General features: G+C 68.2%; 27 protein-coding genes and 2 tRNA genes. 13 read left to right on the top strand and 16 right to left on the bottom strand.

Translation table 11 applies throughout. The annotated features are described in order from the left end of the window. Window positions 1-139: 139 nt before the first annotated feature. The 7 genes from GB880_RS03320 to GB880_RS03290 all read right to left on the bottom strand — a co-directional run bounded on the left by GB880_RS03320 (window position 140) and on the right by GB880_RS03290 (window position 5761). The gene (locus tag GB880_RS03320) at window positions 140-781 is read right to left on the bottom strand and encodes an elements of external origin (protein ID WP_263467284.1); all 642 of its coding nucleotides are present in this window, start codon (window positions 779-781) and stop codon (window positions 140-142) included. A 4-nt stretch (window positions 782-785) separates the two neighbouring features. Beyond that, the gene (locus GB880_RS03315) at window positions 786-1523 is read right to left on the bottom strand and encodes a hypothetical protein (protein ID WP_154494544.1); all 738 of its coding nucleotides are present in this window, start codon (window positions 1521-1523) and stop codon (window positions 786-788) included. Further along, a complete protein-coding gene (locus tag GB880_RS03310; protein ID WP_154494545.1) occupies window positions 1520-2896 on the bottom strand; it encodes a site-specific DNA-methyltransferase in 1377 nt (458 codons plus the stop codon). Before GB880_RS03310 ends, GB880_RS03315 begins: the two co-directional genes overlap by 4 nt. Before the next feature lie 222 nt (window positions 2897-3118). Next, complete coding sequence (locus tag GB880_RS03305) at window positions 3119-3670, bottom strand: hypothetical protein (RefSeq protein ID WP_154494546.1); 552 nt, start codon at window positions 3668-3670, stop codon at window positions 3119-3121. After that, window positions 3667-4053, bottom strand: a complete 387-nt coding sequence (locus GB880_RS03300) for a VRR-NUC domain-containing protein (protein WP_154494547.1) — start codon at window positions 4051-4053, stop codon at window positions 3667-3669. The genes GB880_RS03305 and GB880_RS03300 overlap by 4 nt, the downstream gene beginning before the upstream one ends. Then, window positions 4050-5129, bottom strand: coding sequence for a helix-turn-helix domain-containing protein (locus tag GB880_RS03295; protein ID WP_263467283.1), 1080 nt, complete (start codon window positions 5127-5129; stop codon window positions 4050-4052). The genes GB880_RS03300 and GB880_RS03295 overlap by 4 nt, the downstream gene beginning before the upstream one ends. Beyond that, on the bottom strand, window positions 5126-5761 hold the full coding sequence (locus tag GB880_RS03290; protein ID WP_263467282.1) for a hypothetical protein: 636 nt from the start codon (window positions 5759-5761) through the stop codon (window positions 5126-5128). Before GB880_RS03290 ends, GB880_RS03295 begins: the two co-directional genes overlap by 4 nt. A gap of 582 nt (window positions 5762-6343) precedes the next feature. Between GB880_RS03290 and GB880_RS03285 the strand changes: the two genes are divergently transcribed. The 9 genes from GB880_RS03285 (at window position 6344) to GB880_RS03245 (ending at window position 10487) form a co-directional block, all read left to right on the top strand. Then, window positions 6344-6664: a helix-turn-helix domain-containing protein gene (locus GB880_RS03285; RefSeq protein ID WP_154494260.1), complete on the top strand. Its 321-nt coding sequence runs from the start codon at window positions 6344-6346 to the stop codon at window positions 6662-6664. Between the two features lie 193 nt (window positions 6665-6857). After that, window positions 6858-7043 (top strand): hypothetical protein, encoded by a 186-nt coding sequence (locus GB880_RS03280; protein WP_154494261.1) that lies wholly within the window; start codon window positions 6858-6860, stop codon window positions 7041-7043. Further along, on the top strand, window positions 7040-8065 hold the full coding sequence (locus GB880_RS03275; RefSeq protein WP_154494262.1) for a tyrosine-type recombinase/integrase: 1026 nt from the start codon (window positions 7040-7042) through the stop codon (window positions 8063-8065). The genes GB880_RS03280 and GB880_RS03275 overlap by 4 nt, the downstream gene beginning before the upstream one ends. Then, window positions 8062-8565: a hypothetical protein gene (locus tag GB880_RS03270; RefSeq protein WP_154494263.1), complete on the top strand. Its 504-nt coding sequence runs from the start codon at window positions 8062-8064 to the stop codon at window positions 8563-8565. Before GB880_RS03275 ends, GB880_RS03270 begins: the two co-directional genes overlap by 4 nt. Beyond that, a complete protein-coding gene (locus GB880_RS03265) occupies window positions 8562-8894 on the top strand; it encodes a hypothetical protein (RefSeq protein ID WP_154494264.1) in 333 nt (110 codons plus the stop codon). The genes GB880_RS03270 and GB880_RS03265 overlap by 4 nt, the downstream gene beginning before the upstream one ends. After that, window positions 8881-9300, top strand: a complete 420-nt coding sequence (locus GB880_RS03260; protein WP_154494265.1) for a hypothetical protein — start codon at window positions 8881-8883, stop codon at window positions 9298-9300. The genes GB880_RS03265 and GB880_RS03260 overlap by 14 nt, the downstream gene beginning before the upstream one ends. Then, window positions 9297-9617, top strand: coding sequence for a hypothetical protein (locus GB880_RS03255; RefSeq protein ID WP_154494266.1), 321 nt, complete (start codon window positions 9297-9299; stop codon window positions 9615-9617). The genes GB880_RS03260 and GB880_RS03255 overlap by 4 nt, the downstream gene beginning before the upstream one ends. A 174-nt stretch (window positions 9618-9791) precedes the next feature. Continuing rightward, complete coding sequence (locus GB880_RS03250) at window positions 9792-9974, top strand: DUF4326 domain-containing protein (RefSeq protein WP_229774458.1); 183 nt, start codon at window positions 9792-9794, stop codon at window positions 9972-9974. A 36-nt stretch (window positions 9975-10010) separates the two neighbouring features. Further along, window positions 10011-10487, top strand: coding sequence for a very short patch repair endonuclease (locus tag GB880_RS03245; RefSeq protein WP_154494267.1), 477 nt, complete (start codon window positions 10011-10013; stop codon window positions 10485-10487). On the opposite strand, the gene GB880_RS03240 is transcribed toward GB880_RS03245, so the two are convergent. From GB880_RS03240 to GB880_RS03220, 5 genes are all read right to left on the bottom strand, one after another. After that, window positions 10396-11634 carry a type II restriction endonuclease gene (locus tag GB880_RS03240; RefSeq protein WP_263467281.1) on the bottom strand — a complete coding sequence of 413 codons (1239 nt, stop codon included), beginning with the start codon at window positions 11632-11634 and terminating at the stop codon, window positions 10396-10398. The two genes, GB880_RS03245 and GB880_RS03240, sit on opposite strands and share 92 nt — an antisense overlap. 4 nt (window positions 11635-11638) lie before the next feature. Further along, window positions 11639-12880, bottom strand: a complete 1242-nt coding sequence (dcm, locus tag GB880_RS03235; RefSeq protein WP_154494269.1) for a DNA (cytosine-5-)-methyltransferase — start codon at window positions 12878-12880, stop codon at window positions 11639-11641. 240 nt (window positions 12881-13120) lie between these two features. Next, a tRNA-Cys gene (locus GB880_RS03230) sits at window positions 13121-13194 on the bottom strand. A 92-nt stretch (window positions 13195-13286) separates the two neighbouring features. Beyond that, window positions 13287-14702, bottom strand: a complete 1416-nt coding sequence (gene gndA, locus GB880_RS03225) for an NADP-dependent phosphogluconate dehydrogenase (RefSeq protein ID WP_154550644.1) — start codon at window positions 14700-14702, stop codon at window positions 13287-13289. A 189-nt stretch (window positions 14703-14891) separates the two neighbouring features. Next, window positions 14892-14966 (bottom strand) — tRNA-Gly (locus GB880_RS03220). A 142-nt stretch (window positions 14967-15108) separates the two neighbouring features. Between GB880_RS03220 and GB880_RS03215 the strand changes: the two genes are divergently transcribed. Both GB880_RS03215 and GB880_RS03210 read left to right on the top strand, forming a co-directional pair. Beyond that, a complete protein-coding gene (locus GB880_RS03215; RefSeq protein WP_229774441.1) occupies window positions 15109-15765 on the top strand; it encodes a DUF5671 domain-containing protein in 657 nt (218 codons plus the stop codon). After that, complete coding sequence (locus tag GB880_RS03210) at window positions 15758-16165, top strand: hypothetical protein (RefSeq protein ID WP_154550643.1); 408 nt, start codon at window positions 15758-15760, stop codon at window positions 16163-16165. Before GB880_RS03215 ends, GB880_RS03210 begins: the two co-directional genes overlap by 8 nt. Here GB880_RS03210 and GB880_RS03205 read toward each other — a convergent pair. Beyond that, window positions 16162-17517: a condensation domain-containing protein gene (locus GB880_RS03205; RefSeq protein ID WP_154494133.1), complete on the bottom strand. Its 1356-nt coding sequence runs from the start codon at window positions 17515-17517 to the stop codon at window positions 16162-16164. The two genes, GB880_RS03210 and GB880_RS03205, sit on opposite strands and share 4 nt — an antisense overlap. A gap of 182 nt (window positions 17518-17699) precedes the next feature. On the opposite strand from GB880_RS03205, the gene GB880_RS03200 reads away from it, so the two are divergent. After that, entirely contained in the window at window positions 17700-19319 is a 1620-nt protein-coding gene (locus GB880_RS03200; protein WP_154494132.1) for a (2,3-dihydroxybenzoyl)adenylate synthase, read from the top strand. A 10-nt stretch (window positions 19320-19329) separates the two neighbouring features. Beyond that, window positions 19330-19581 carry a phosphopantetheine-binding protein gene (locus GB880_RS03195; RefSeq protein WP_229774440.1) on the top strand — a complete coding sequence of 84 codons (252 nt, stop codon included), beginning with the start codon at window positions 19330-19332 and terminating at the stop codon, window positions 19579-19581. On the opposite strand, the gene GB880_RS03190 is transcribed toward GB880_RS03195, so the two are convergent. From GB880_RS03190 to GB880_RS03180, 3 genes are read right to left on the bottom strand one after another with little or no spacing between them, the layout of a single operon-like run. Continuing rightward, the gene (locus GB880_RS03190) at window positions 19578-20348 is read right to left on the bottom strand and encodes an SDR family oxidoreductase (protein WP_154494130.1); all 771 of its coding nucleotides are present in this window, start codon (window positions 20346-20348) and stop codon (window positions 19578-19580) included. The genes GB880_RS03195 and GB880_RS03190 overlap by 4 nt on opposite strands. Next, window positions 20339-21004, bottom strand: coding sequence for an isochorismatase family protein (locus tag GB880_RS03185; RefSeq protein ID WP_154494129.1), 666 nt, complete (start codon window positions 21002-21004; stop codon window positions 20339-20341). The genes GB880_RS03190 and GB880_RS03185 overlap by 10 nt, the downstream gene beginning before the upstream one ends. Continuing rightward, complete coding sequence (locus GB880_RS03180) at window positions 21004-22104, bottom strand: isochorismate synthase (RefSeq protein WP_229774439.1); 1101 nt, start codon at window positions 22102-22104, stop codon at window positions 21004-21006. The genes GB880_RS03185 and GB880_RS03180 overlap by 1 nt, the downstream gene beginning before the upstream one ends. Window positions 22105-22304 lie beyond the last annotated feature (200 nt).

Raw genomic sequence — 22304 nt, 5'->3', positions numbered from 1 at the left:
AGCCCGCAATGCGCCGATGACGGCTCCGCAGCCCTCCTCGTCGATCCGCTGCTGAAACCGACGCTCCAGCTCGCGCCGACGCAGCGCGTCGACCTTAAGCGATGCCAGCCACAACACCACTTCCGCGCGCCTGCGCGCCTCACGATCCTCCGCCCAAATCAACCCTGATCTCCGCCAGTTCTCCAAGATGCTCCCGCAGATAGCGGTCAAGCACCACCTCCAGCCGGTGCGGGTCCGTGCCCAGCTCGGCCGCCATATTCGAAGCAACACGGGCGGGCCAGCCGATCCAGGCGTCGCGCTCCCTACGGGCCAGATCAAAGACCAAGGACGCGGCGCGGGCACGATCGACGAGCTCGCCCTTGGCCTTGCCCAGCCGGACCTTCGCAAGCTGGGCCTTGATGACCTCGTTCGCGAGCCGCGCGCGCAGGAAAGAAACCTCGCCGCCCGGCGCCTCGCCAGGCTCCGCATCGGCGCCCGCCTCGTGCAGCGTTTCCCTCACCGCCTCGAGCGCGGCCTGCGGGACCGGCCTCGTGCCGGGCGGCGGTGCGCCGCGGGCGGCCTGAGCACGTGCCGTGCCAGCGGCTGTGGCGGCCGCGAGGGTCCTGGCATGTTCGCCGCGCTGGCGGGCCGGGTCCGTGCGTTCGTCCCATTGCCGATCGGCGCGGCCCGGGTCGATGGTCCCGTCCGCCTCGACCGAAATGCGCCCCGTGGTGATGGCCTTGCGCACGGCGGACTCCGAAACGCCCCGCAGGCGGGCGTATTCGCGGCGGGAAATACCCATGGGCTCAATCCCCGATCAGGGAATGCAGATCCGCCAGGGTCATCGTCACATCACCCTTGCGCACCCGGCGCTGCCGCAGGTCCGGCCGGTCCTGCAGGGCCTCGCCGGTCGCAGGTGCGCCAGCGCCCGGAAGGGCCCGGTAGCGGTCGTAGATGGCCGCGATGATCCGCCGGTTGTCGTTTGTCCGGCCCGATTCCTCCCACAGCCCGTCGAACCAGAGGGCGTAGAACCCGGCCACCTCGTCATCGACGTCGATGTCGAACTGCTCGGTCCGGAGGTTCTTGTTCAGGTTCATCGAGGACCGGAAAACCGCTCGGCGGCCCGGACCGCCATCGACGATGATGACCTTCGCATGCACCGACAGGCAGCGGAACGCGCTCTCACCCAGCACTTCGATGAGCGGGCCTGCAAACTGCGGCGACTTCTCGAACGTCCCGCGGTCCAGCAGAAACCGCACGTCCGTGATGCGACCGTCCACCCGAATGGCGCGGGTCCGTTCGACATCGTAGATGCCGGTGGTCCAGGTGGAGACCCGGACCGAGGCGGGCCCGAGCTCGTTGACCATGTGCTCAAGCGCATCAATGGCGGAGAACTGGCCCGCCGTCACGCCCGTCATCCGCATGCCCGGCGGCAGCGGCCCGATGGTCTCAGCGGCCGTCTCAAGCCGGCTGACGACCTTTGCAATGGTTTTCCCTAGGTAACGCAGGGCCCGCGGCCGCTGCAGCGGGGTCTTGCGGGTCATGCGGCGCGCCTCCGACCGGCCGCGACCTCGGCAAAGGACCGGCCGTCGCCCTCGAGGACCGCGCGCTGACCGGTGAAGGTCTGCCAGCGTTCGACAATGACGTCCGCATAGCGCGGCTCAAGCTCGGTAAGCCGGGCCGACCTACCGGACCGATGGCAGGCGATGAGGGTCGAGCCCGACCCGCCGAACGGATCAAGCACCACATCGCCGCGCCTGGTGCTGTTCTCCAGCATCTCGAGGATGAGGCTGATCGGCTTCATGGTCGGGTGCTCGGCATTCCGGGCAGGCTTCTCGGCGCGGATCACGCTGCCCTCATGCGCCTCGACCTTCAGCTCGCGGCCCGAGATCACCAGGACCTGACCGCCCACATCCACCTGCACGGTACCGTCAGGCATGACGCGCACCGGGGCGCCGGGCTGGTCGAAGACGGTGGTCTTCGCCCGGCCCCCGAACCAGCGATGCGCAGCGCCGGGCTTCCAGCCGTAGAGAATGGGCTCGTGCCGCCACTGGTAGTCCGACCTCCCCAAGACCAGCGATGGTTTCACCCAGACGAGACAGCCCGTTAACTTGAACCCGGCATCCCGGAAGGCGCGGCGGAAGGCCAGGCCCTCGGTCTCGGAATGCGCGACATAAACCGCGGCGCCCGGCGCCAGAACCTGCGCGGCGGCAGAAAAGGCCGAGACGAGGAACCGCGCGAAGTCCGTGGCCGACAGATCGTCGTTGGCGATCCGGCCGGCCTTGCCCTCGTACGCCACATTATAGGGCGGGTCCGTCCACATGGCGTCGCAAAACCGGCCGTCCGTCAGCCGCTGCAGGTCCGCGGCGCGCGTGGCATCGCCGCAGAGCACGCGGTGCTCCCCGAGGATCCAGAGATCGCCCACGCGGGTAACCGGCTCAGACGGCGGTTCCGGGACGAAATCCGGATCGCCCAGCTCCACACTGCGCCCGGACTCGTCCTCGAGGCCGCCAAACAGCTCGGCCAGTTCCTCATCCGAAAACCCGATCACCTCGAGGTCGAACGCTTCCTCGCGCAGCTCCCCGAGGATCGAGCGCAACAGTTCCTCGTCCCAAGCCGCGTTCTCTGCGATCCGGTTGTCCGCAACCAGCAGCGCGCGGCGCTCCGCCTCAGACAGGTGCCCCAGCACGATCACGGGCACCTGCTGCAGGCCGAGGCGCTGGGCAGCCAGCAGGCGCCCGTGACCAGCGATCAGCACGCCGTCGCCGCCGACGAGAATGGGATTCACAAATCCGAACTTCGTGATCGAAGCGGCGATCTGCGCGATCTGCCAGTCCGGGTGCAGCCGGGGATTCCGCACAAACGGCACCAGCGCGCTAGTGTCGCGATACTCGACCTGAAGCGCCCCGATCCCCATAGTTTCCAGCCTCCGCTTCCCCTCAGTAGCGCCCGTCGCGCTCACCTGCGCACCCGCGCACCCCGAATGCGCACCCCAAGCCGCGCACCCCGGTTTTTTCCCTGTCACTAAAGAACTTATGCGCTCCAGCCCCCCGCATACGTTTTGCCGCCGGGAAGGACCCGAGCCACCGGGGGCAGGAAAGGGAGGCGGGCAAACGCCGCCCGATCACGGTTGCAACCTTCATGGCTGCGCTCCCTCCCACGCCGCCAGCAGGTCGCTGACCGCCCGATCCTTCGCATGCCGCAGACGGTCCCGCGACAACCCGGTCTCCTCCTGCACCCGCCGCGGCGGCACGCCGCAAGCCAGCGCGTAGACCGCACGCCGCAGGCGCCGCCAGTCCCCGAGATCCCGAAGCGCATGCCGATGCCAGAGCTCGAGCACCTCGTCCCGCACCCCGACGTCGAACGTAGACGGCGGCACCGCAGCGTCCAGCTCCGCCTCCACCAGACCATCCGTCTCGCCGCGCAGCGCAGCCGTGACCCTCTGCCACCACGTGATCTCGTCCGGTGCCAGCCACGCCCCGGGGGACGCCGTCGGATAGCCTGACCACGGTGGTGCCCGGTCCGCCGCGGCCGAGACCCTGACAGCGTGGCACAGCAGCCCCCAGATCACCGCGCCGCTGTCCAGCGTCGCATTGCCGTGGGCGTGCCGCTCCGCCAGGCCCTCCTGCACCGCCCAGCGCCAGATCCTCTCGCGCCGCGCCCGCGCCGCCAACCTCCCGTGCATCGTCATGTCCGGCCTCCTGCAACCCGCGCCCGCACCACCAGCCCGGCGCTTGCCGCCGCCTCAAGAGCGTCATCCACCGAGCGCACCAGCGCCCAATGATGGCCTTGCGCCAGCACACGATCCCGGAACGCCTCCTGCGCCGGCGACAGCCGGCCCCGCGGACCCTTGACCTCGAGAAACAGAACCCGCCCCTGCGCCAGCACCACCAGATCGCACCAGCCGCGACACAGGCCCATGCCGGACCGGATGCCCTGAACCCGTCGCGCCGCCGCCCCGCCGGCCCGATGCTCGTTCGGCGAATGATGGATGACCGCCGCGGGCAGAGCCACACGCAGCGCGGACACGACCGCCCGCTGGACGTCCGCCTCCCGTGCCGCCAGCCGGCTCATGCCGCGATACCCCGCGCCTGCAGCTGCTCCGCGGTCACCAGCCCGCGCGCCAGCATCTCCCGCGCTGCGTGCGGCGTGACCGCGCTCGGCGGCACGTAGCGGCCCTCCGCGATGGCCCTGCCCAGCAGATCAAGCGCATCGCGGACGCCGTCCGGAAGCGGCCGACCCCGCTGCGCCGCCGGTGCCGCCGGTGCGCCACCGCCCTCGCGGCCGGTGATCCGCTGCGCGGCCCGCACCATGGCCGCGTCCAGCGCCTTGGGACCCTGCGGCGGTTCCGGCACGTCGCGGCCGAACGAGCGGGCCGTCGCGACGATTGCGTCGTCGTCGAGGCCCAGCTTGCGCCACGCATCGATCCGCCGCCCGAAATCCGCCTCGATGCGCCACCACCGCACCTCCGCAAGCCCGGGCTCGCCCAGCGCCTCGCAGATCCGCGCCACCAGCGCCGGGGCTGACGCAGGCCCCGTGCCCGGGCCCCCGCTGTCGCCTCCGGCCGGGCCGTCCGGGCGCAACCGCGCAGCCTCGCTGTCTTCGCAGCCTGCACCGGTCGGGCCGGGCGGGACGGATGGCGGCGGGCCGGCCGGCTCCGCCTCGCACGCGCACGCGCGCTCGTCGTCGTTACTGGTTAACTTACTGGTTATACGTGTGCCACAGCTGTGGCACACGGCTCCGGTCACGGATGGCACACGGCTCTGCCCCAACCCGTGTGCCAGACTGGCACACGGGTCCCCAGTGTGTTCTTCGTCCGTTCCGTAGCCGTGTGCCGAATTGGCACACGGATGAGACGGCGCCGCGCGGGCGAATTCCGGCTCGAAGGCCAGAACGTAGCGCGTTGGTCTCTGCCGTTTCGTCCGCGGATCGATCCGCTCCTCGCGCCGGATCAGACCACGCTGCTCAAGCTCGTTCAGATGCCGGTTCACCGACCTGCGGCTCATCTCGCAGTCCGCCGCCAGCTGCTCCTGGCTGGGGAAGCAGCCGAAGTCCGGGTTGTGACGGTCCGCCAGATACCACAGCACCAGCTTCGTCGCCGGCGCCAGTCCGCGCTGCTGGATGGCCCAGTTGGTGGCGTGATGGCTCACGTCCAGTCCTCCTCGCGTTCCAGGCGCTTCCGGCACGGCGGCAGCCAGACCAGCCGCGTCGGCCCCCGCGCGCAGCGATCCCAGACCAGCCAGCAGTAGGAGGTCGCCGTGGTTGCCTGCGGGTCCAGACGCCCGCGCACCATCGGCACCCGCTCGGCAAACTGAAGAACCGCAGTCGGCGGATGGCGCGAGAACAGCCGTCCGTGCCGCCCGACGCCCTCAAGAAACTGCGTCCGCACCAGCATGGCCACGCCGGCCTCGGACGTGCTCAGCGCATGGTGGATGAACTGCTCCGCAAGCCGGAAAGGCGGATTGGTGATGGTCCAGTCCACAAAAGGCCAGAAGGGCTCGTCGAGGTAGTCCGCCACCGTGTCGAGATTGCCGGTGCCGTAGTCGTGGATGTCGATCTGATGCACATCGCTAAACGCCTCCGCCAGCGCGCGAGCCATGTGCCCGCGACCCGCCGCAGGCTCGCGGCAGCACAGACCGCCAGGCTCCACACCGCTCCCGACCAGCCACTCCGTCAGCGCCCGCACCGCCCAAGGCGGCGTGGGAAAGTCGTCGACCGATCCGCGCGGCTCGGCCCGGCGCGCCATGACGGCCGGGCCGCCTGCGGGCCGCGCGACCGTCACCAGCACCCCCTTGCGCCGATACCCGTCAGCGGCCACCACGCGGCCTGTGAGGGGCCTTTGCGGCGTTTCTGGTATGGAAGTAGCGCCGCCTGCCAGAGGGCGTGCAAGTGGCCTCCCAGCGCCGCGACGAGGCATCCGCTACGATGCGCTGAAAACCTCCGGCGGCGTCCCACCGCCGCGTAGGGTCCACAACAAGGAGGGGCATTGCCGGTCTCCCACCGGCGAGGATCCGCCGCACCGCGCGGCAGGATGGCGGATGCGACGGGGGCGGTCACGACCGCGCCTCGTCGGAAGCAGGGAGCGCATGTGATGCTATTACCTCCTGGTGCTCGATCCAGCCGAGAACACGCTCCGCAACGCTGGTCGTGCAGTCACCGCCGGCCAGCAATCTCGTGTAGAGCCGCGAGTTTCCTGCGGCACGGCTGGTCACGGTCGCCGGTGCGATGCCCCTGCGCCGCGCGAATGTTTCGATACGTCTGATCAGTTCGGTTCGCATCAACACAATAAGGGACAAATGACCCCATGCCTGTCAAGGGCCATTTGTCCCTTTAGCGTTCTGCGCGGACACAGTAGGAATGATCCATGCCGATGCCGTTCCGTACTGCCCTTCGCCGATGGCTCGATCTCTCTGGGAAAAGCCTCCGCCAGGTGGCGGCCGAGTCAGGCGTGTCGTACGAACAGCTGAAGAAGATGCTGCAGCGCGAAGATGCGTCGACCAACTTCGATGACGGCGTTCGCGTGGCTCAGGCGTTCGGCGTCAGCGTCGATGAGTTCCTTGGGGACCCTTCGATACGGTTGCGCACAGAGCTCCTGCGATTATTCCAGCAGCTATCGCCTGAGGAGCAGGAGTTCCTGCTAGACGTCGCACGCGTTCGCTCCGCTCGGCTCCGGCCGGAAGACTGACGATCTCTACCAGGGCTGCGATTGCCGATTCCAGTTCCGCCAGCGCAGTCCCGACGCAAGCCTTGTCGATTCGCATCGCTTGCCACCCCAACATCAAATGCGACGGAGGTTGACTACCACCGGTTGTCTCCGATTTCAACCGTTGACTGGGACAAATGTCCCTTTAGAATGCCTGCAGCAGACGGGGGAACGCATGACCACCACCATCCGCAGCACCCAGATCGAGAGCGCCGTGCGCGCGACCCTGCGCGGCGGGGCCCGGCAGGTCCGCGTCGTCGTCGACTACCGCAACGGCCGCGTCGAGATCGAGGCCACGGCCGAGTCCGAGCAGCCGGCGCCCCGGACCTTCGACACCATCGATTTCCGGGCCGGCCGGTGAAGCGCCCCGACCTGCCATATCTCCGGCGCAAGCGCGCCAAGGGCCGCGATTACTGGTACTTCCAGCGCGGGCGCGACCGCATCCCGCTGCCGGCGCCGGATGCGCCGGACTTCCTCGACCGATACACGGCTGCGCGCCGCGGCGTCGCCCCGCTTGCGGAGCCGGCCGGACGCACCTTCCGACGGCTGATCCGCGCCTACCGCGAGTCCGCGCGCTGGGCGCGCCTCGCGCCCCGCACAAAGGCGGACTACGACAAGGTTCTGGCATGGGCGGATGCCACCTTCGGCGAGATGGAGCCAGCGCGGATGGAGCGACGCCACGTTCTGCGGGCGCGGGACGAGAACCGGGACCGGCTCCGCTTTGCGAACTACATCGTGCAGGTTCTGAGCGTGCTCTTCGAGCAGGCCATTGACATGGGCTGGCTCACGCACAACCCGGCAAAAGGGATCACGCTCATCCGGCGCGAGGGCGAAGGGCCGCACCGGCCTTGGCCGACCGAGATGATTGCGGCGTTCGGGGACGCAGCGCCGCACGGCAGCCCGGCGCGGACGGCCATGGAGCTAGGAATCGGCACCGGTCAGAGGATAGGCGACATCCTCGCAATGCGCTGGGATGCGATCCGCAACAGCGGCGTCGACGTCCGCCAGTCCAAGACCCGCGCGCGGCTGTGGGTGCCGTTCACGCCCCGACTGGCCGCCTATCTGGCAGACCTGCCACGCCGCGGCCTGACCATCGTCTGCGCACCAGACGGGCGGCCGCTCAGTTACCACGCTGTGGCGGCAGAGGTGATGCGTATCCGGCGCGCCATCGGCGCCGAGGCCTTCACCATCCACGGCTGGCGCTACACCGCCGCCGCCGAGCTCGCGGCCGCCGGCTGCAGCGACGACGAGATTCAGGCGATCACAGGCCACAAGGCCCGCGCAATGGTCGTGAAATACGCCGGGCCAGCCAGACAACAGCGCCACGCCCTCAGCGCCCAGCGCCGGCGTCAATCCTCACATGAACAAGGAGACCTGCAATGAAGACACCGCTCAACCGCTGGACATCGCTCGACATAGCCGCGTGGATCCGCGGCGCGCCCCGCTCGGGACCGCTGCCGGAACCCGGTCGTCACGCCAGCCCGCTCGTCAACGAAGGACATGCCATGCCAGCGCTCAGCACCGAGGCCCCTGACTGGGCCGACACCGCCCCACGCAACCATCGCCGCGATGCCGCACTGCGGCTGCCGCACACGGTACCGGGCCTGTGCGGCCTGACGGCCAATCAGCGCCGCGTCCTGCGACTGCTCGCCGATCTGGATGCGCGCTGCCTGCCGGACGGCACGCGGCTTCACCTCTGCACCAACCGCCGCCGCCTGCGCGCCAGCGCCGAGGCGATGCAGGAGCTCTGGCAGCTGGGTCTCGTCAACGGCGCCGGCAGCCGGGACGCATGGGGCACCGGGAACACCCCAGCCAGCTCGTGGTGGTGGCTGTCCAGCGCCGGGCTGCAGCTCGTCGCAGGCACGTCACAGGGGGCAGCATGATGTCCCGCATCCCGACCGATGCGATTCGTGCGTGCGTGGAACACACCGGCTGGACCGAACAGGAAGTCCGCAACGTGCTAGGAAACGTGATCGCCGAAACTCCGGATGCGCTGCTCGAAGCGCTGCCGGAGGTGATCGCGTGGGCCAAGCGCATCGAGGACTCCGCCGCTCTGGTTTCCATTATGAAGGAGCTGCCGCGCGGTGTGCTGGAAATCACGTGGAACGGGACGGAACCGGCCATCCGCATCCGCCCGTCCTGCGACGTGCGCCAAGTGCCAGAGGGGTGGGAGATCGTGCTGCCGGATGAGAAACGCCATGCCAGCACCTGAGCGAATCTGGCTCACCGACCACGGTGAATACGACCAGCTGCGCAGACAAGAGCTGCTGTCCGACGACGATCTGATCCTCTGGTCCGCGCACCGGCAGGACGACGACGACACCGGATATGTCCGCGCCGACATCCACCAGCGCGCGCTGGCGCTACTGCGTGAGGCCACACAGGAACTGCGCGCCGAGGTGGAGTCGCTGGTCCTATCTTCGTGCGCTTTGCGCCGCAACGATGACGGAACACTCGCGCCCGACCCCGATACGCTGCTTGACGACGACGCGGCAGAGATTGATCCGCTGTTGCACCTGATCAGGCGCATTGAGGATGTAGTCGGCCGTCCGACCGACAGCATCGCGTGGCTAGACCGCCTGCTGGACGCCAGGCAGAACGAAAACATAGCACCATGACTAAGCGCGCCATGCCTACATCCAGACGTCTGATCATTGACATAGACGACCCGACCGACCCGGAGGCCCGCGCAGCCGTGCTGGCCGTGATTGCCATCCGGCTGGCGCGCTTCAGCGCCGACAGCGACGTGCCGGCTTTACCAACCGCCGACCTGATCTACGCCGCCGCCCGCCACGCCCGTTACAGTCTGCAGCTGTCGGAGAAACACATCGTCGAATTGCTAACGTCCGCCTCCGAGATCGCAGCGCGATTAGCGTTCCATGATGCCTCCCACACAGATGCTGCCGCCTCCCGACCATTCGACCCGCGCCACTGACATGCCGATTCGCTCGGAAAACAGACATCGCTACCCGTCCGACTGGAAAGCGATCCGCACTGCCATTCCCGACCGCGCCGGCAATCGCTGCGAGGGCAGCGCGCCTGGTGCCAGAGATGTCACAATGCTGCCGCAGCGTATCGTCGCTGGCTTGACGGTAAACGTCCCCCCTGGATGAGACCGTGCGCGCCGACCTTCAACGAACAGGGCTGGCAGACGTTCTGGATGGCGCGGGAAGACGCTCGACAGGCGGTCCTGACCAGTCTGCCAGCACTTCGCGGGCGCCCGCTGGCCTGCTGGTGCCCGCCGGGCTGCCCCTGCCACGCGGATGTGCTGCTCGATCTGGCCAATCGCTGACGGCGCCTTAGGCTGTCCGCAGCAGAAAGGACGTCGATGGCGGACAGACTCAGACCCGAGGCGCGCAGCGCCAACATGGCGCGCATCCGCGGCAAGGACACGGGCCCGGAGATCGCCGTCCGAAAGGCGCTGCATGCTGCAGGATTCCGGTTCCGCCTGCACCGCCGCGACCTGCCTGGCACGCCTGACATCGTCCTGCCCGCACTGCGGACGGCCGTGTTCGTCCACGGATGCTTCTGGCACCGGCACGAAGGATGCAGGAACGCGACCGTGCCCGGAACAAGGACCGGGTTCTGGCTGGCCAAGTTCACAGCCAATGCGGAGCGGGACGCAAAAAACGGCGCTGCCCTCGAGGCTCTCGGCTGGAAGGTCGTCGTGATCTGGGAGTGCGAGACCCACCGGGCAGACCGGCTGGCGGACGTCATCCGCGCGCGTCTGCCCGCGCCTGGCGCTCTGCGACGACCCCCAGGAAGTTCCGGAAATCCATCAGCCACGCCGCCTGCGGAGTGGTGAAGGTCCGGTGCAGCGCGGCCGGGACGACCAGCTGCAGGGCGTTGCGGATCATCTCGTCCGTCTGCGCGACCGAGATGCCCGGCTCAAGCGTGAGCAGGTGCTTGCGTTCGATCCGGGCCGCCTCGGCCAGCACCTGCCGCCAGCGGTCCTTGAGGGTCGACTTCACCCCGAGCATCGACAGGAGCAGCGGGTCGAAGCAGGGATCGCGGTAGGCGGCAGAGGACGGAAACAGGAAGTCCGGCCGGCTGTTGCCCTCCGTCCGCGCGCCGCGCTCGTGCCGGATGCCGCAGGCGGTCAGGACTGCCTCGACGTGGTTCTCGAGCGACAGGCCCATGCGCGACTTGCGGCGGTTCTGAACCGACAGGGAGAAGGACAGGAAGCCGTCGACATCGGCCTCGCCGTCAGTCGCAAACCCCGTGCCGAGCCGCTCCGCCACCACGCGCCGCTCAAGCCGTCGGAACAGCGCCTCCTCGAACTCCATCCAGCCCATGAGCGCGCCATCCGCGTCCTCGCGCGGGTCGGGCGCGACCGCATGCCTACGGGCCGCGGCCGAAAGCTCACGCGAGGGCGGGAACTCACGGCCCCAGTCGGCCACGATGCGATCCAGCAGGTCGGCCTCGGGCTCGGCCGGTTCGATGCCCAGCTCCTCGAGGACGTAATTCGCGACGAAATCCAAGCCGCGATCCTCGCGCCCTTCGAAGGACGCAAAACGGAAACCGCCGCCCAGTTCGCCGTCGAGGCCGAAAAGCCAGGCGATCTGGTTTTCGAGGGTCGAACGCTCGGGGGCGACGATGAAAAGGAGCTCCCCGTCCGGCCGCAGGCCGATCACCAGAAGATCGCCCTCGGCGGCCAGCTCCATGACCGCATTCGCCTTGAAGTAGAGCCTCCACTCGGACGAGCGGTGCGGCTGGTTACGGCGGGAATCATACCAGGAGACCGGCGCGGTGTCCGTGACCCCCTCATTCTCGCCGCCCAGCCAGATGAACCGGGCAGAGCGGTTGCGGAACTCCTCCGGCCCAAGGACATTGCGCAGCGCCTCAACGCCGTTGAACTCGTGCTGGTTCGAGCGACGGGTGTCCGCCTCTACGACGGCAAGCCGCTTCGCCGCAACCCGGACGAAATGGTCCGACAGGGAACCGTACCGCACCGGCTCACTCCGCAGCGACGGTGTCCAGCACCTGACCTATGGCGACAGCCCGCAGGATAACGGGCCGCAGGTGGCGCGCGACGGCTGTCACCACCGGCACGACAACCGAGTTGCCGAACTGGCGGTACGCCTGCGTGTCCGATACAGGAATCAAGAAATCCGAGCCGCCCGGCCGGTCGAAACCCATGAGCCGTGCACACTCCCGCGGCGTCAGGCGCCGCGGATTCCGCCCCGGCCCCTGATCCACGAGGATCTCGGAACCGTCCTTGTGGTAGCGGGCCGACAGCGTGCGCGCGACGTCATTCGGCCCGGTCAGGCCGAAGCCGAAGCCGTTGCCCTTGGCGCGGTGCTTCTCGGCATAGGCCTGAAGGTAGCCCCAGAGATGGTCGGAAAGCGTGTAGCGCGCCTGCACGCGGCCCCGCTCGTCGAGAAACTGAGGATCAGTCTCCGTCCCGTCCTCGCGATGCAGGATGGAGCCGAAGCGCGGGCCTTCCCCGGCCGGCGGCAGCTGCATGGTCTTGAGCTCGACGTCGAGCCCGAGATCGCCACGGACTGCCGCGATGAAGATCCGCTCGCGGTGCTGCGGAACGAAGCAGCGCGCGTCGATGACGCGGTGATCCATCCTGTAGCCGAGTTCCTGCGTCAGCACCGAGCGGATGACCCGGAAGGTGTTCCCACGGTCGTGCGACAGCAGGTTCCGCACATTCTCGAGGAGGACGACCTTCGGCCGCTTGGCCTCGATGATCCGCGCGACGTCGAAGAACAGCGTCCCCTGTGCTTCGCAGGCAAAGCCGTGCGCCCGGCCCAGCGCGTTCTTCTTCGACACTCCGGCGATGGAGAAAGGCTGGCAGGGGAAGCCAGCAAGGAGCACGTCGTGATCCGGGATGGAGGCCGGATCCACCTTGGTGATGTCGCCCTCGAACCGGTGCTCCGGCCCGTCGCGGAAGTTGGCGCGGTAGGTCCGCTCGGCAAAGCGGTCCCATTCCGAGGTGAATACGCAGCGCCCCCCGATGGCGTCGAACCCGCGCCTCAGGCCACCGATTCCAGCGAACAGGTCGATGAAGCGGAAATCGCCCAGCGGCAGGTGCGGCTCGCCCATCCGGCGCAGCCGCGCCAGCGCCTCCGCCTCGGCCGCGACCTCGCCATGTTCCCAGCGGTAGACGGTGCTTTTCGAGACCCCGAGCAGGGCCGCCGCACCGTTCAACGAGAGAGCCGCGGCACGGCGAAGCTCGGAAAACTCGGTCATGGTGGCTGATCTCCCTGGGAATGTTTTTCCCACACTCGCACACGAACAATGTTGGAACAAGCGTTAAATGCCCATTAAGGCGGGAACTAAACTTGGGCTGAACGGCCCTTGCGCCCGCACGCAGGTTCGCGGCCGGAGACGTGAAGAACGTTCGAAGCACAAAACGGGAAAAGGGAAAACCGATGGGAAAACCGTTCCGCGGCAGGCTGCTCTGTTGCGGGCTAACCTTTTGAAGATAAATGGAGGCGGGTACCGGAATCGAACCGGTCTACACGGATTTGCAATCCGCTGCGTAACCTCTCCGCCAACCCGCCGGAGCCTGGGGTTTGCTAGGGTTTTCCGACGCCGGGGTCAAGGGGGTTCTGGGGGCAGGGCAGGAGGCCGGGCCGTGAACGACACGGCGGAGCTAGGCGTCCCTGGCCCATGGCCCATGATGATGGTCCTGGCCGTCCAGCCGCTCGAAACCATGCGCGCCGAAATAGTCGCGCTGCGCCTGGATCAGGTTGGCGGTGCCGCGCGCGGTGCGCATCATGTCGAACCAGGCGAGACCGGCCCCCAGCGCGGGCAGCGGGTGGGCGTGCAGGATGCCCTGGGCCAGCAACTGGCGCAGCGCCGGCGTGGTTCTTTCCAGCAGGCCGGCAAAATGGGGCGCCATCATCAGGTTGCGGCCGGGATCCTGGGCCAGGGCAGCCGCCATGTCATTCAGCATCGCCGAACGGATGATGCAGCCCGCGCGCCAGACCCGGGCGATGCCGGGCAGGTCCAGTTGCCAGCCAAAGGCGCGGCCGGCGGCCTCGATCATCGCAAAACCTTGCGCATAGCACAGGATCTTGCCGGCGATCAGCGCCTGTTCCAGTAGCGCCGGCGCGATGACGAAGCCCTGCGCACCGGCGCCGAATCGCGCCTGGCCGGCGGCGCGTTCGCCGATGCGGGCCGACACGTTGCGCGCCATCACCGCCGCCTCGATCACCGGGATCGGCGCGGCCAGGTGCTGGGCCTCGACCGCGGTCCAGCGACCGGTGCCTTTCTGCCCGGCGGCGTCCAGGATCGCGTCCAGCATCGGCCCGTCGCCGTAGGGGTCGCGGGCGGCGGCGACGCGGGCCGAAATCTCGATCAGATAGGATTGCAGCGCCCCGCGGTTCCAGTCGGCGAAATGCTCGGCGATTCGGCCGGCGGACAGGCCCAGCCCGTCGCGCATCACCCCGTAAACCTCGGCGATCATCTGCATGTCGGCATATTCGATGCCATTGTGGACCATCTTGACGAAATGTCCGGCACCGGCCTCGCCCATCCAGCTTGCGCAGGGGGTGCCGTCCTCGGCCCGGGCGGCGATGGCCTGCATGATCGGGGCGATGCGGTCCCAGTCGGCGCGGGCGCCGCCGCCCATGATGGCGGGGCCGTGGCGCGCGCCCTCCTCGCCGCCCGAAATGCCCATGCCCAGAAAGCGCATCGGCAGACCGGCCGCCGCGCGGCGGTTGGTGTCGTGGAAATTGGCATTGCCGGCATCGACGATCAGATCGTCAGGGCTCAGCAAGGGTGCCAGCGCGGCGATCTGCTCATCGACCGCCGCGCCGGCGGGCACCATCAGGATGATGGTGCGCGGGGCGGCGATGGCGGCGACCAGCTGGGCCGGGGACTCGGTCGGGATGATGCGATCGGCCAGCGCCCCGGCCTGGGCGTGAAAGCGGCGCGTGACCTCGGTGGTGCGGTTCCAGACCGCGATGGGGAAGCCCTTTTCGGCGATATTGGCCGCCAGCGCCGCGCCCATGGTGCCAAGTCCGATCAGGCCGATGCGGGCGGTGGCTGTGCTTGGGTCGGTCATGGCGACATCCTTTCGCAGGCGCGTTCGCAAGGACGCGGCACCGCCGCCGGAACGCATGATGTTATCGATAACATCGCGCGGCAGGGCTGCCAAGATCGCGCCCGGGACACACAAGCGTCAACAAACCAATCGCCAAAAAGCCGAAAGCGGCCCGAAGGCCGCTTTTCGCATTCCATTGTGGAAGATTTTTGGAGCGGGCGATGAGATTCGAACTCACGACCCTAACCTTGGCAAGGTTATGCTCTACCCCTGAGCTACGCCCGCACTCCGTATCCGGTGGCCTTGCCGCCGGTGAGGCGTCATTTATGAGAGTGCGCTGGGGGCTGCAAGGGGAAAAATCGCCCCGCAAGGAAAAATTTTGCCCTTCTTCCGCGCGCGACTGTCGGTTGGCCGAGGACTTGACCGGATGGGCGGTTCGTGTGTGGATGGCGCCGAAGATTTCGAGGCGGGCATGAAACCATCCGAACAGTTGTCGGAATTCGTGCGGACTGCGCTGGCGCAGGGCGCGCCGGCCGTGCAGTTGCGGCAGGCGCTGGCCGATGCCGGCTGGTCCGAGCCCGAGATTTCCGCCGCCCTGGACGGCTGGCAATCCCGGCCGGGCCTGCCGCCTGTGCCGCGCCCGCGCCCCTATGCCTCGGCGCGCGAGGCGCTGCTTTACGGCTTGCTGTTCGTGTCGCTGGGCATGGTGGCCTGGCATCTGTGCCAGTTGGGCATGGCGCTGATCGACCGGGCCATCCCCGACCCGGCGCAGGGCTATGGCGGCAACACCTATGCCGAACGCTGGTCGATGGCGGCGCTGATCGCCTTTACCCCCATGTTCGTGCTGTTGGGCCGGCGGCTGGCGCGGCAGGGGGCGGGCAGCCGTGGGCGGTCGCTGGTGCGGCGCTGGTTCGCCTCGCTGACGCTTCTGGGGGCGTCGCTGGTGTTTCTGGGCGATGCAGTGGTCGCGCTGCACGCCTTGCTGGGGGGCGAACTGACCGCGCGCTTTACCGCCAAGGCGCTGCTGGTGGCGATGGTGGCGGGGCTGGTGCTGGCCTATTATCGGGATGAGCTGGATGACTAAGGGCTGGGCAACTGCGGCGCTGGCGCTGCTGGCACTGCTGGCGGTGGTGGCCGGGCTGATCGTGACCGGTGGCCCGGTTCAGGCCCGCAAGGAACGCCGCGACGCCGAGCGCGAAAGCGATCTGCACAGTCTGGCACAATGGGTTTTCTGTATCGCCCGCAGTCGGGCCGATCGTCTGCCCGAAAGCCTTGACGTGCAGGCGCCCGACTGCGACTGGCAGCCGCGCCGGCAGGATCCCTTTACAAGCCAGCCCTATCGCTATGAGTTGCTGGGCCCGCGCCAGTTCCGCCTGTGCGCCGGGTTCGAGCTGCCGCCGGCGCCCCGGCCGGGCCCGGGGGGACGTGATGCCGCCGGCTGCCTGCGCCAGGAATACCTGCCTGCCCCGGCGGTGGCGCCCTAGGGTTCGATCATCCTGTATAGCGGTTGATCCAGCCGGGCAGGCTCCAGCCCACGGGCCAGGAAACGGGGCAGATCGGCCGCGAGGCCGCGAAAGCCCGCCGCGGGCGTCAGCTGCGGGTCGGCCTCGACCCAGAGGTGCAACCCGTCGGCACGCGAATCGCCGCGCAAGGTGATATTGAAACCGTCGCCCGGCCCGTTCGACAGCACGTGACGGTCGCAGTCGCATCCTGCAAATTGCGGCGGATCAAAGGGCAGCACATTGACCAGCGGCGAAAAGAAGAACCGGCTGCGATGACCGATGCCGCAGTCCGCCGCGATCTGTTCGATGCGATAGCGGCCGTGACGGCGCATCAGGCGCAACTGGCCCGCCAGTTCGGTCAGGGTCTGCGCCAGGCTGCGGGAGGGGTCCAGCCGCACAAGCAATGGCAGGATATTGACGACCAGGGCGGGGATGGCGGCGCTGACACTGCCCATCCGCCCCATGAACGGCAGCCACACCGGCATGAGGATCGCCTTTCCCTGCATTTCGCGACGCACCGCCCCGTCATCCAGACGAAGCCCGGCCCAGACCGCACAAAGCATGCTGGCCAGATCGGGCCATCCCAGCGACAGCCTTTCCGCTTGCGCCAGCAGCGGGGCGCGCAATCCGGTCAGGTCATGGCCGGCGGCCAGCGGTCGGGCGGGATAGTTCTCTGATCCCTTCTGCAAGACCTGCGGCCGGGGCGCGTCACTCAGCAGCCGCTGCCAATGCTGGCCGTCAGCGTCATGGCGGGAGCTGGCACGATAGCTGGCCTCTTCGCAAAGATAATCGCGCAACGGACGCAGCTTCGGGCCCGAGGCACTGTCGCGCCCGCAGCGATGCGCTGTGTAAAGCCGCGCGCAACGCTGTTCGATCAGCGCCATGGCGTAACCGTCGACGGCAATGTGATGGTTGCGATTATACCAGATGTAATGTCCTGGACCCAGCCGGATCAGCCACTGCGCCGATATCGGCGCCGTCAGCAGATCAAGAGGTGCCGCGACATCGTGATGCATCAGCTCGAAAGCACGGTCGCGTGGCTGCGATGCATCGGCCAGGTCCAGCGCGCGCAGATCGGGCCTGGCGCCGGCGGCGACGCGCTGGCGCGGCTGGCCGTCGCGCCCCAGTCGCAGCCGCAATGCCATCGCATCTGTTTCGGCGATTGTCTGCAGAATGGCGCGGGCCAAGGCTGCGGGTTGATCGACGCCCTGCAACTCGACGGCATGGGCGACGGTCGAAACCCCCGCGCCGGGATGGAGACGGAACTCCTCCCAGAAATCCAACTGAGCCAGGGTCAGGGGCAACCATGCGCCCTCGGCAAGCTGTTCGTTCATGATACGGGCCCCGGCGATTCGTCAGATAGGGTGGACTGCTGGCGAAAGCGTCGAGGGGGAACGCGGGGCTGGCTTGCTTTGCACGAGAAAACCAAATAAAAATACTCAACTATCGACCCCGGTCAAGGCATCATGACGCCGGCCCAGGCAAAGACTTTTTCCCCAAGACCGGCAGGACCGACATGATCGAATTCACCCCTTGGCCCAAGGATCTGGCCGCGCGCTATCGCGCGGCAGGCTATTGGCTGGACAGGCCGCTGACCCGTATTCTCGACGACACGCTGGCGCGCGACCCGGATGCTACGGCCATTGTCTGCGGTCCGCGCCGTTTCAGCTACGCCGATCTGGACAGGCTGGCACGCAATCTTGCCGGCAGGTTGGCGGGTGCTGGCCTGGGGCGGGGCGATACCGCGCTGGTGCAGCTGCCGAACGTGGCCGAATTTCATGTCGTATTCATGGCGCTGCTGCGTATCGGCGTGGTGCCGGTCAATGCGCTGTTCAGTCACCGTGGACGCGAAATGGCCGAATATGCCCGGCAGATCCGGCCGCGCCTGGTGATCGCTGCGCGCAGCCACGAACTTTTCGCCGACGACAGCTTTGCCAGCCGGTTGCGCGCGGCGGGGGTCCAGAAGGTGCTGTTGCTGGGGGAAAAGGATCCCGGTTGCAGCCTGGAACACTGGCTGACCCCCGGGGATCCGTTGCCGTCGGACGCAGCTCCGACGCCGGCCGATCAGGTGGCCTTCTTTCAGCTGTCGGGGGGGTCGACCGGCACACCGAAACTGGTGCCGCGCACCCATAACGATTATGACTACAGTGTGCGGGAAAGCGCGCGCATCTGCGGCGTGACGTCCGGGACGCGGTTCCTGTGCCCCTTGCCGGCGCCGCATAATTTCGCGCTGAGTTCCCCCGGGGCGTTGGGCGTGTTTCACGCCGGTGGTACATTGGTGCTGGCTGGATCGCCCGATCCGCTGGTCTGTCTGGATCTGATTGCGACCGAACGGGTGACCATGGCGCCGCTGGTGCCCCCGGCTGTTGCGCTGTGGCTTCGCGCGGTCGAGGACGATCCGCGTCGCCGGGCGCAGTTGCAGACGCTGGAATGGCTGCTGGTCGGTGGTGCCAGTCTTGCCGAATCGATGGCGCGGCGCGTGCCGCAGGTTCTGGGGTGTGGCCTGATCCAGGTGTTCGGGATGGCCGAGGGGCTGGTCAATTACACCCGTCGCGACGATCCGCCCGAAATAATCTTCACGACGCAGGGTCGGCCGATCAGCCCGGATGATGAGATCCGGGTCCTGGACGGCCAGGGCCGGCCGGTTCCCGACGGCTGTCCGGGTGCCCTGGCCGTGCGCGGTCCCTATACCTTTCGCGGCTATTATCGCAGCCCCGAGCAGAATAGCGCCGCCTTCGATGCGGACGGATTTTACCACTCGGGCGATCTTGTGGTGCGGCAGAACGGCTATCTGCGGGTGGTGGGCCGCATCAAGGACCAGATCAATCGCGGCGGCGAGAAGATCGCCGCCGAAGAGGTCGAGGCTCTGCTGCTGCGGCATCCCGATGTCGAGCAGGCGGCGCTGATCGCCGTCGCCGACCCGCATCTGGGCGAAAAAAGCTGCGCTTGCCTGGTCATGCGCGCCGGCGCCCGCCTGTCGGCGCCCGCCCTGCGGCGACACCTGCTGGCGCTGGGCCTGGCCGAATACAAGTTGCCCGACCGTTTCCGCCCCATGCCGGAATTGCCGCTGACGGCCGTGGGCAAGATCGACAAGCGCCGGCTGCGGGACAGTCTGGCCGCGACCACCCCAGCCTGAGAGGATGACCATGACAGAAACCGCCCGCATCGACCGCGCCTGGCTGCAATCGCGCATCGAGCGCCTGATCGAGGATGAGACTCCGGTCGATCAGAACGAGAATCTGGTGCTTTACGGCCTTGATTCCATTTCCGTCATGTCCCTTGCGCAGGAGCTGTGCGCGTTGGGCATTCCCGTCAGTTTCCAGGAACTGGCGGCCGATCCGACATTGGCCGCCTGGTGGACGCTGATATCCGAGCGTCAGTCAGCGACGCTGCCCTAGGCGCGCAGCGTCGCCCCGCCGTCCACGTAAAGGTCGGCCATGGTCACATGGCCGGCCTGTTCCGACAGCAGATACATCACCGCCTGCGCGATATCGCCGGGGCTTGCAAGCTTGCCCAGGGGAATGCCGGTGCGGAATTGCGCCAGATCGCCCGCGATCACCTGCTCTTCTCCGTGACCGTGGCGATGATCCCACATTCCGGTCTGCATCGGGGTCAGTGTCGATCCGGGGGCGACGATGTTGCAGCGCACGCCGCGACTGGCCAGTTCCAGCCCCAGGCAGCGGATCAGCATGCTGACGGCCGCTTTCGAGGCCGCATAGGCCCCCATGTTCATACGCGGGATTCCGGCCGCATTGGAACTGACGGCGACGATCGCGCCGCCGCCGGCCTGCGCCATCGCCCGGCCCAATGCGCCGGCGACGTGGAATGTGCCCGTCAGGTTCACATCGATCACCCGGTGCCATTCCTCTGCACTCATCCGGGTTATCGGCCCCACGCTCAACACGCCCGCCGCATGCACGCCCAGAGGCAGTGATCCCTGTTCGGCGACAATGTCGGCGACCGTTGCCGTGACGGCTTCGGCGTCCCGCACATCCATTGGCCGGCAATCGATCCCGGGCAGGGGTGCCGACTGCAGCGCAGCCGCGGTGTCGGTGGCGATCACATAGGCGCCGGCCTTGCTCAGAGCCTCGACCACGGCGCGGCCGATGCCACCGGCGGCGCCCGTCACCAAAGCCGCACGATCGCGAAATCCGGTCAGTTGCATGCCGCATCCTCCCCGCCCGGGCCGGCGCGCAGCGCCTCCAGCGCGGCCGCAGTGGTCAGCGCCACGCCACAGGTGGCGGCGATCCAGGTCATGGCCATATCGAGATCGCGGCGCGAGAAATCGGCCTGCGCGTCGGCGACGGCAAAGGGCTGGATGTCGCGCTGGAACGCCTCGAGCGCGGTGGCCAGGCAGCCGATATGGGCATAGACGCCGCAGATCAGCAGTTGGTCGCGCCCCCTTGCCCTCATGAGGCTGGCCAGGTTCGAGCGTTGAAAGGCGCTGTAGCGATGCTTGACCAGAACGATGTCGCCTGACCGGGGGGCCAGTTCGGGCAGGATGTCCTGATGTTCGGGGATGGCCTGCATCCCGGGGCCCCAAAGATCGGCTTGCAGGCCACGGTCCGGGCGAAACTGGTCGCCCTGCTGGGCGGTGTAGAACACCGGGACACCTGCTGCACGTGCGGCTGCAAGCAGGGCAGCGACATGGTCGATGACCCGGGGCAAGGGCGCGGCCGCGTTGAAGGGGCGACAGAAATAGTTCTGCATGTCGTGCACCAGCAGTGCCAGCCGTGGCAGCTGCGGCTGCCACGGGGCCCGCGCGGCGGGCAGATCGCGGGCGGCGGGCAGATCGTATGGGGTAATTGCGGGCAGGGCCATCACGCGCCCCCGGCAAAACTGCGATCCGCGTCGCATTCCAGCGCGGATGCCGCATCGGGCGGTAGCCCCAGCGCGCTCAGCAGCGCCCCGAACTTGGCGGCGGTCTCGGCCGTTTCGGCGCTGGGGTCCGAGCCGGCAACGATACCGGCCCCGGCATAAAGACGGGCTTGCGCGCCGTCGATCTGCGCGCAACGGATGGCGACATGCCAGATCCCGTCGCCCCGGGCATCGCACCAGCCCACCGCCCCGGCGTAAAAATCGCGGGGCACGGGCTCGATCCGTGAAATTTCCTCGGCGGCCTTTTGCGCGGGAACGCCGCAGACGGCCGGCGTGGGATGCAGCGCCGTGGCCAGTGCGATCGAAGGCATGTCGGGGTCGCGCAACCGGCCGTGGATGGCCGTGCCCAGATGCCACATGCTGCGGGTGGCGGTCACCGTCGTGCCCTGGGGGCAGGCAAGCTGCCGGCAGTGGGGCGCAAGCGTATCCAGAATCGCCTCGACCACCAGGGCATGTTCGCGATGGTCCTTTTCGGAGGCTTCTAGCCGGCGCGCGGCATCGCGATCGGCGGCCGGGTCTGGCAGCCGTCGCGCCGATCCGGCCAGCGGGTGCGAACGGATGGCACCGCCGCGCTTGGCCAGCAGCAGTTCCGGCGTCGCACCGCACAGCCTGCGCCCCCCGGGCAGCGCGACGCAAAAGGCGGTAATTGCCGGATCGGCCTGCAACCGAGCCATCAGTGTCGGCACCGGGATCGGTCGCGGTGCCTGCAGCAGCAGGCTGCGGGCAAGAACGATCTTTTGCAGCCCATCCCCGCGCGCCGGCGTCATCAGCCCCAGGGCATGCCGGACCATTTGCGCATATCGGGATGGTTCCGGCTCGGCGCGCACATGCCATTCGCAGGCGGCAGGCATGGGGTCGGTGACAGGTTCGGGCGACGCATCCGCGGCAGGATCGGCATGCCACAGGCAATCTTCGGCGTCGCGGTCAAAGGGCAGGGCACCGCCGACCACCGCGGTCGGGCTGCCGTTCAGGGCCGCTGCCGCACGCTGGCTGCGATCACTGGCCGGACCGGGCGGCAGGCGCAGGCCGGTTCGTGCCGTCATGCTGCCCTCGGGTCCGCTGAAACGGAAGGGCGCCGGCTGACTTACGGGCATCGCCGTCGTCGCGGCGGTCTGGGAAAGAGGCAGGTTCATGCGAAATCTCGGACTGCAGACCGGAACACCCCCGCGCCCCGCAAGGCGCGCAACACGGCGGCGACCCGGCCCGGGTGTTCGGGCTATGGCTATCGGTGGGGTGGCGGGCG

This window comes from Paracoccus sp. SMMA_5_TC, from assembly GCF_009696685.2.
Classification (GTDB): Bacteria; Pseudomonadota; Alphaproteobacteria; order Rhodobacterales; family Rhodobacteraceae; genus Paracoccus.
The sequence above is the reverse complement of the archived record's forward strand: the minus strand, read 5'-3'. Positions and strand labels throughout refer to the sequence as shown.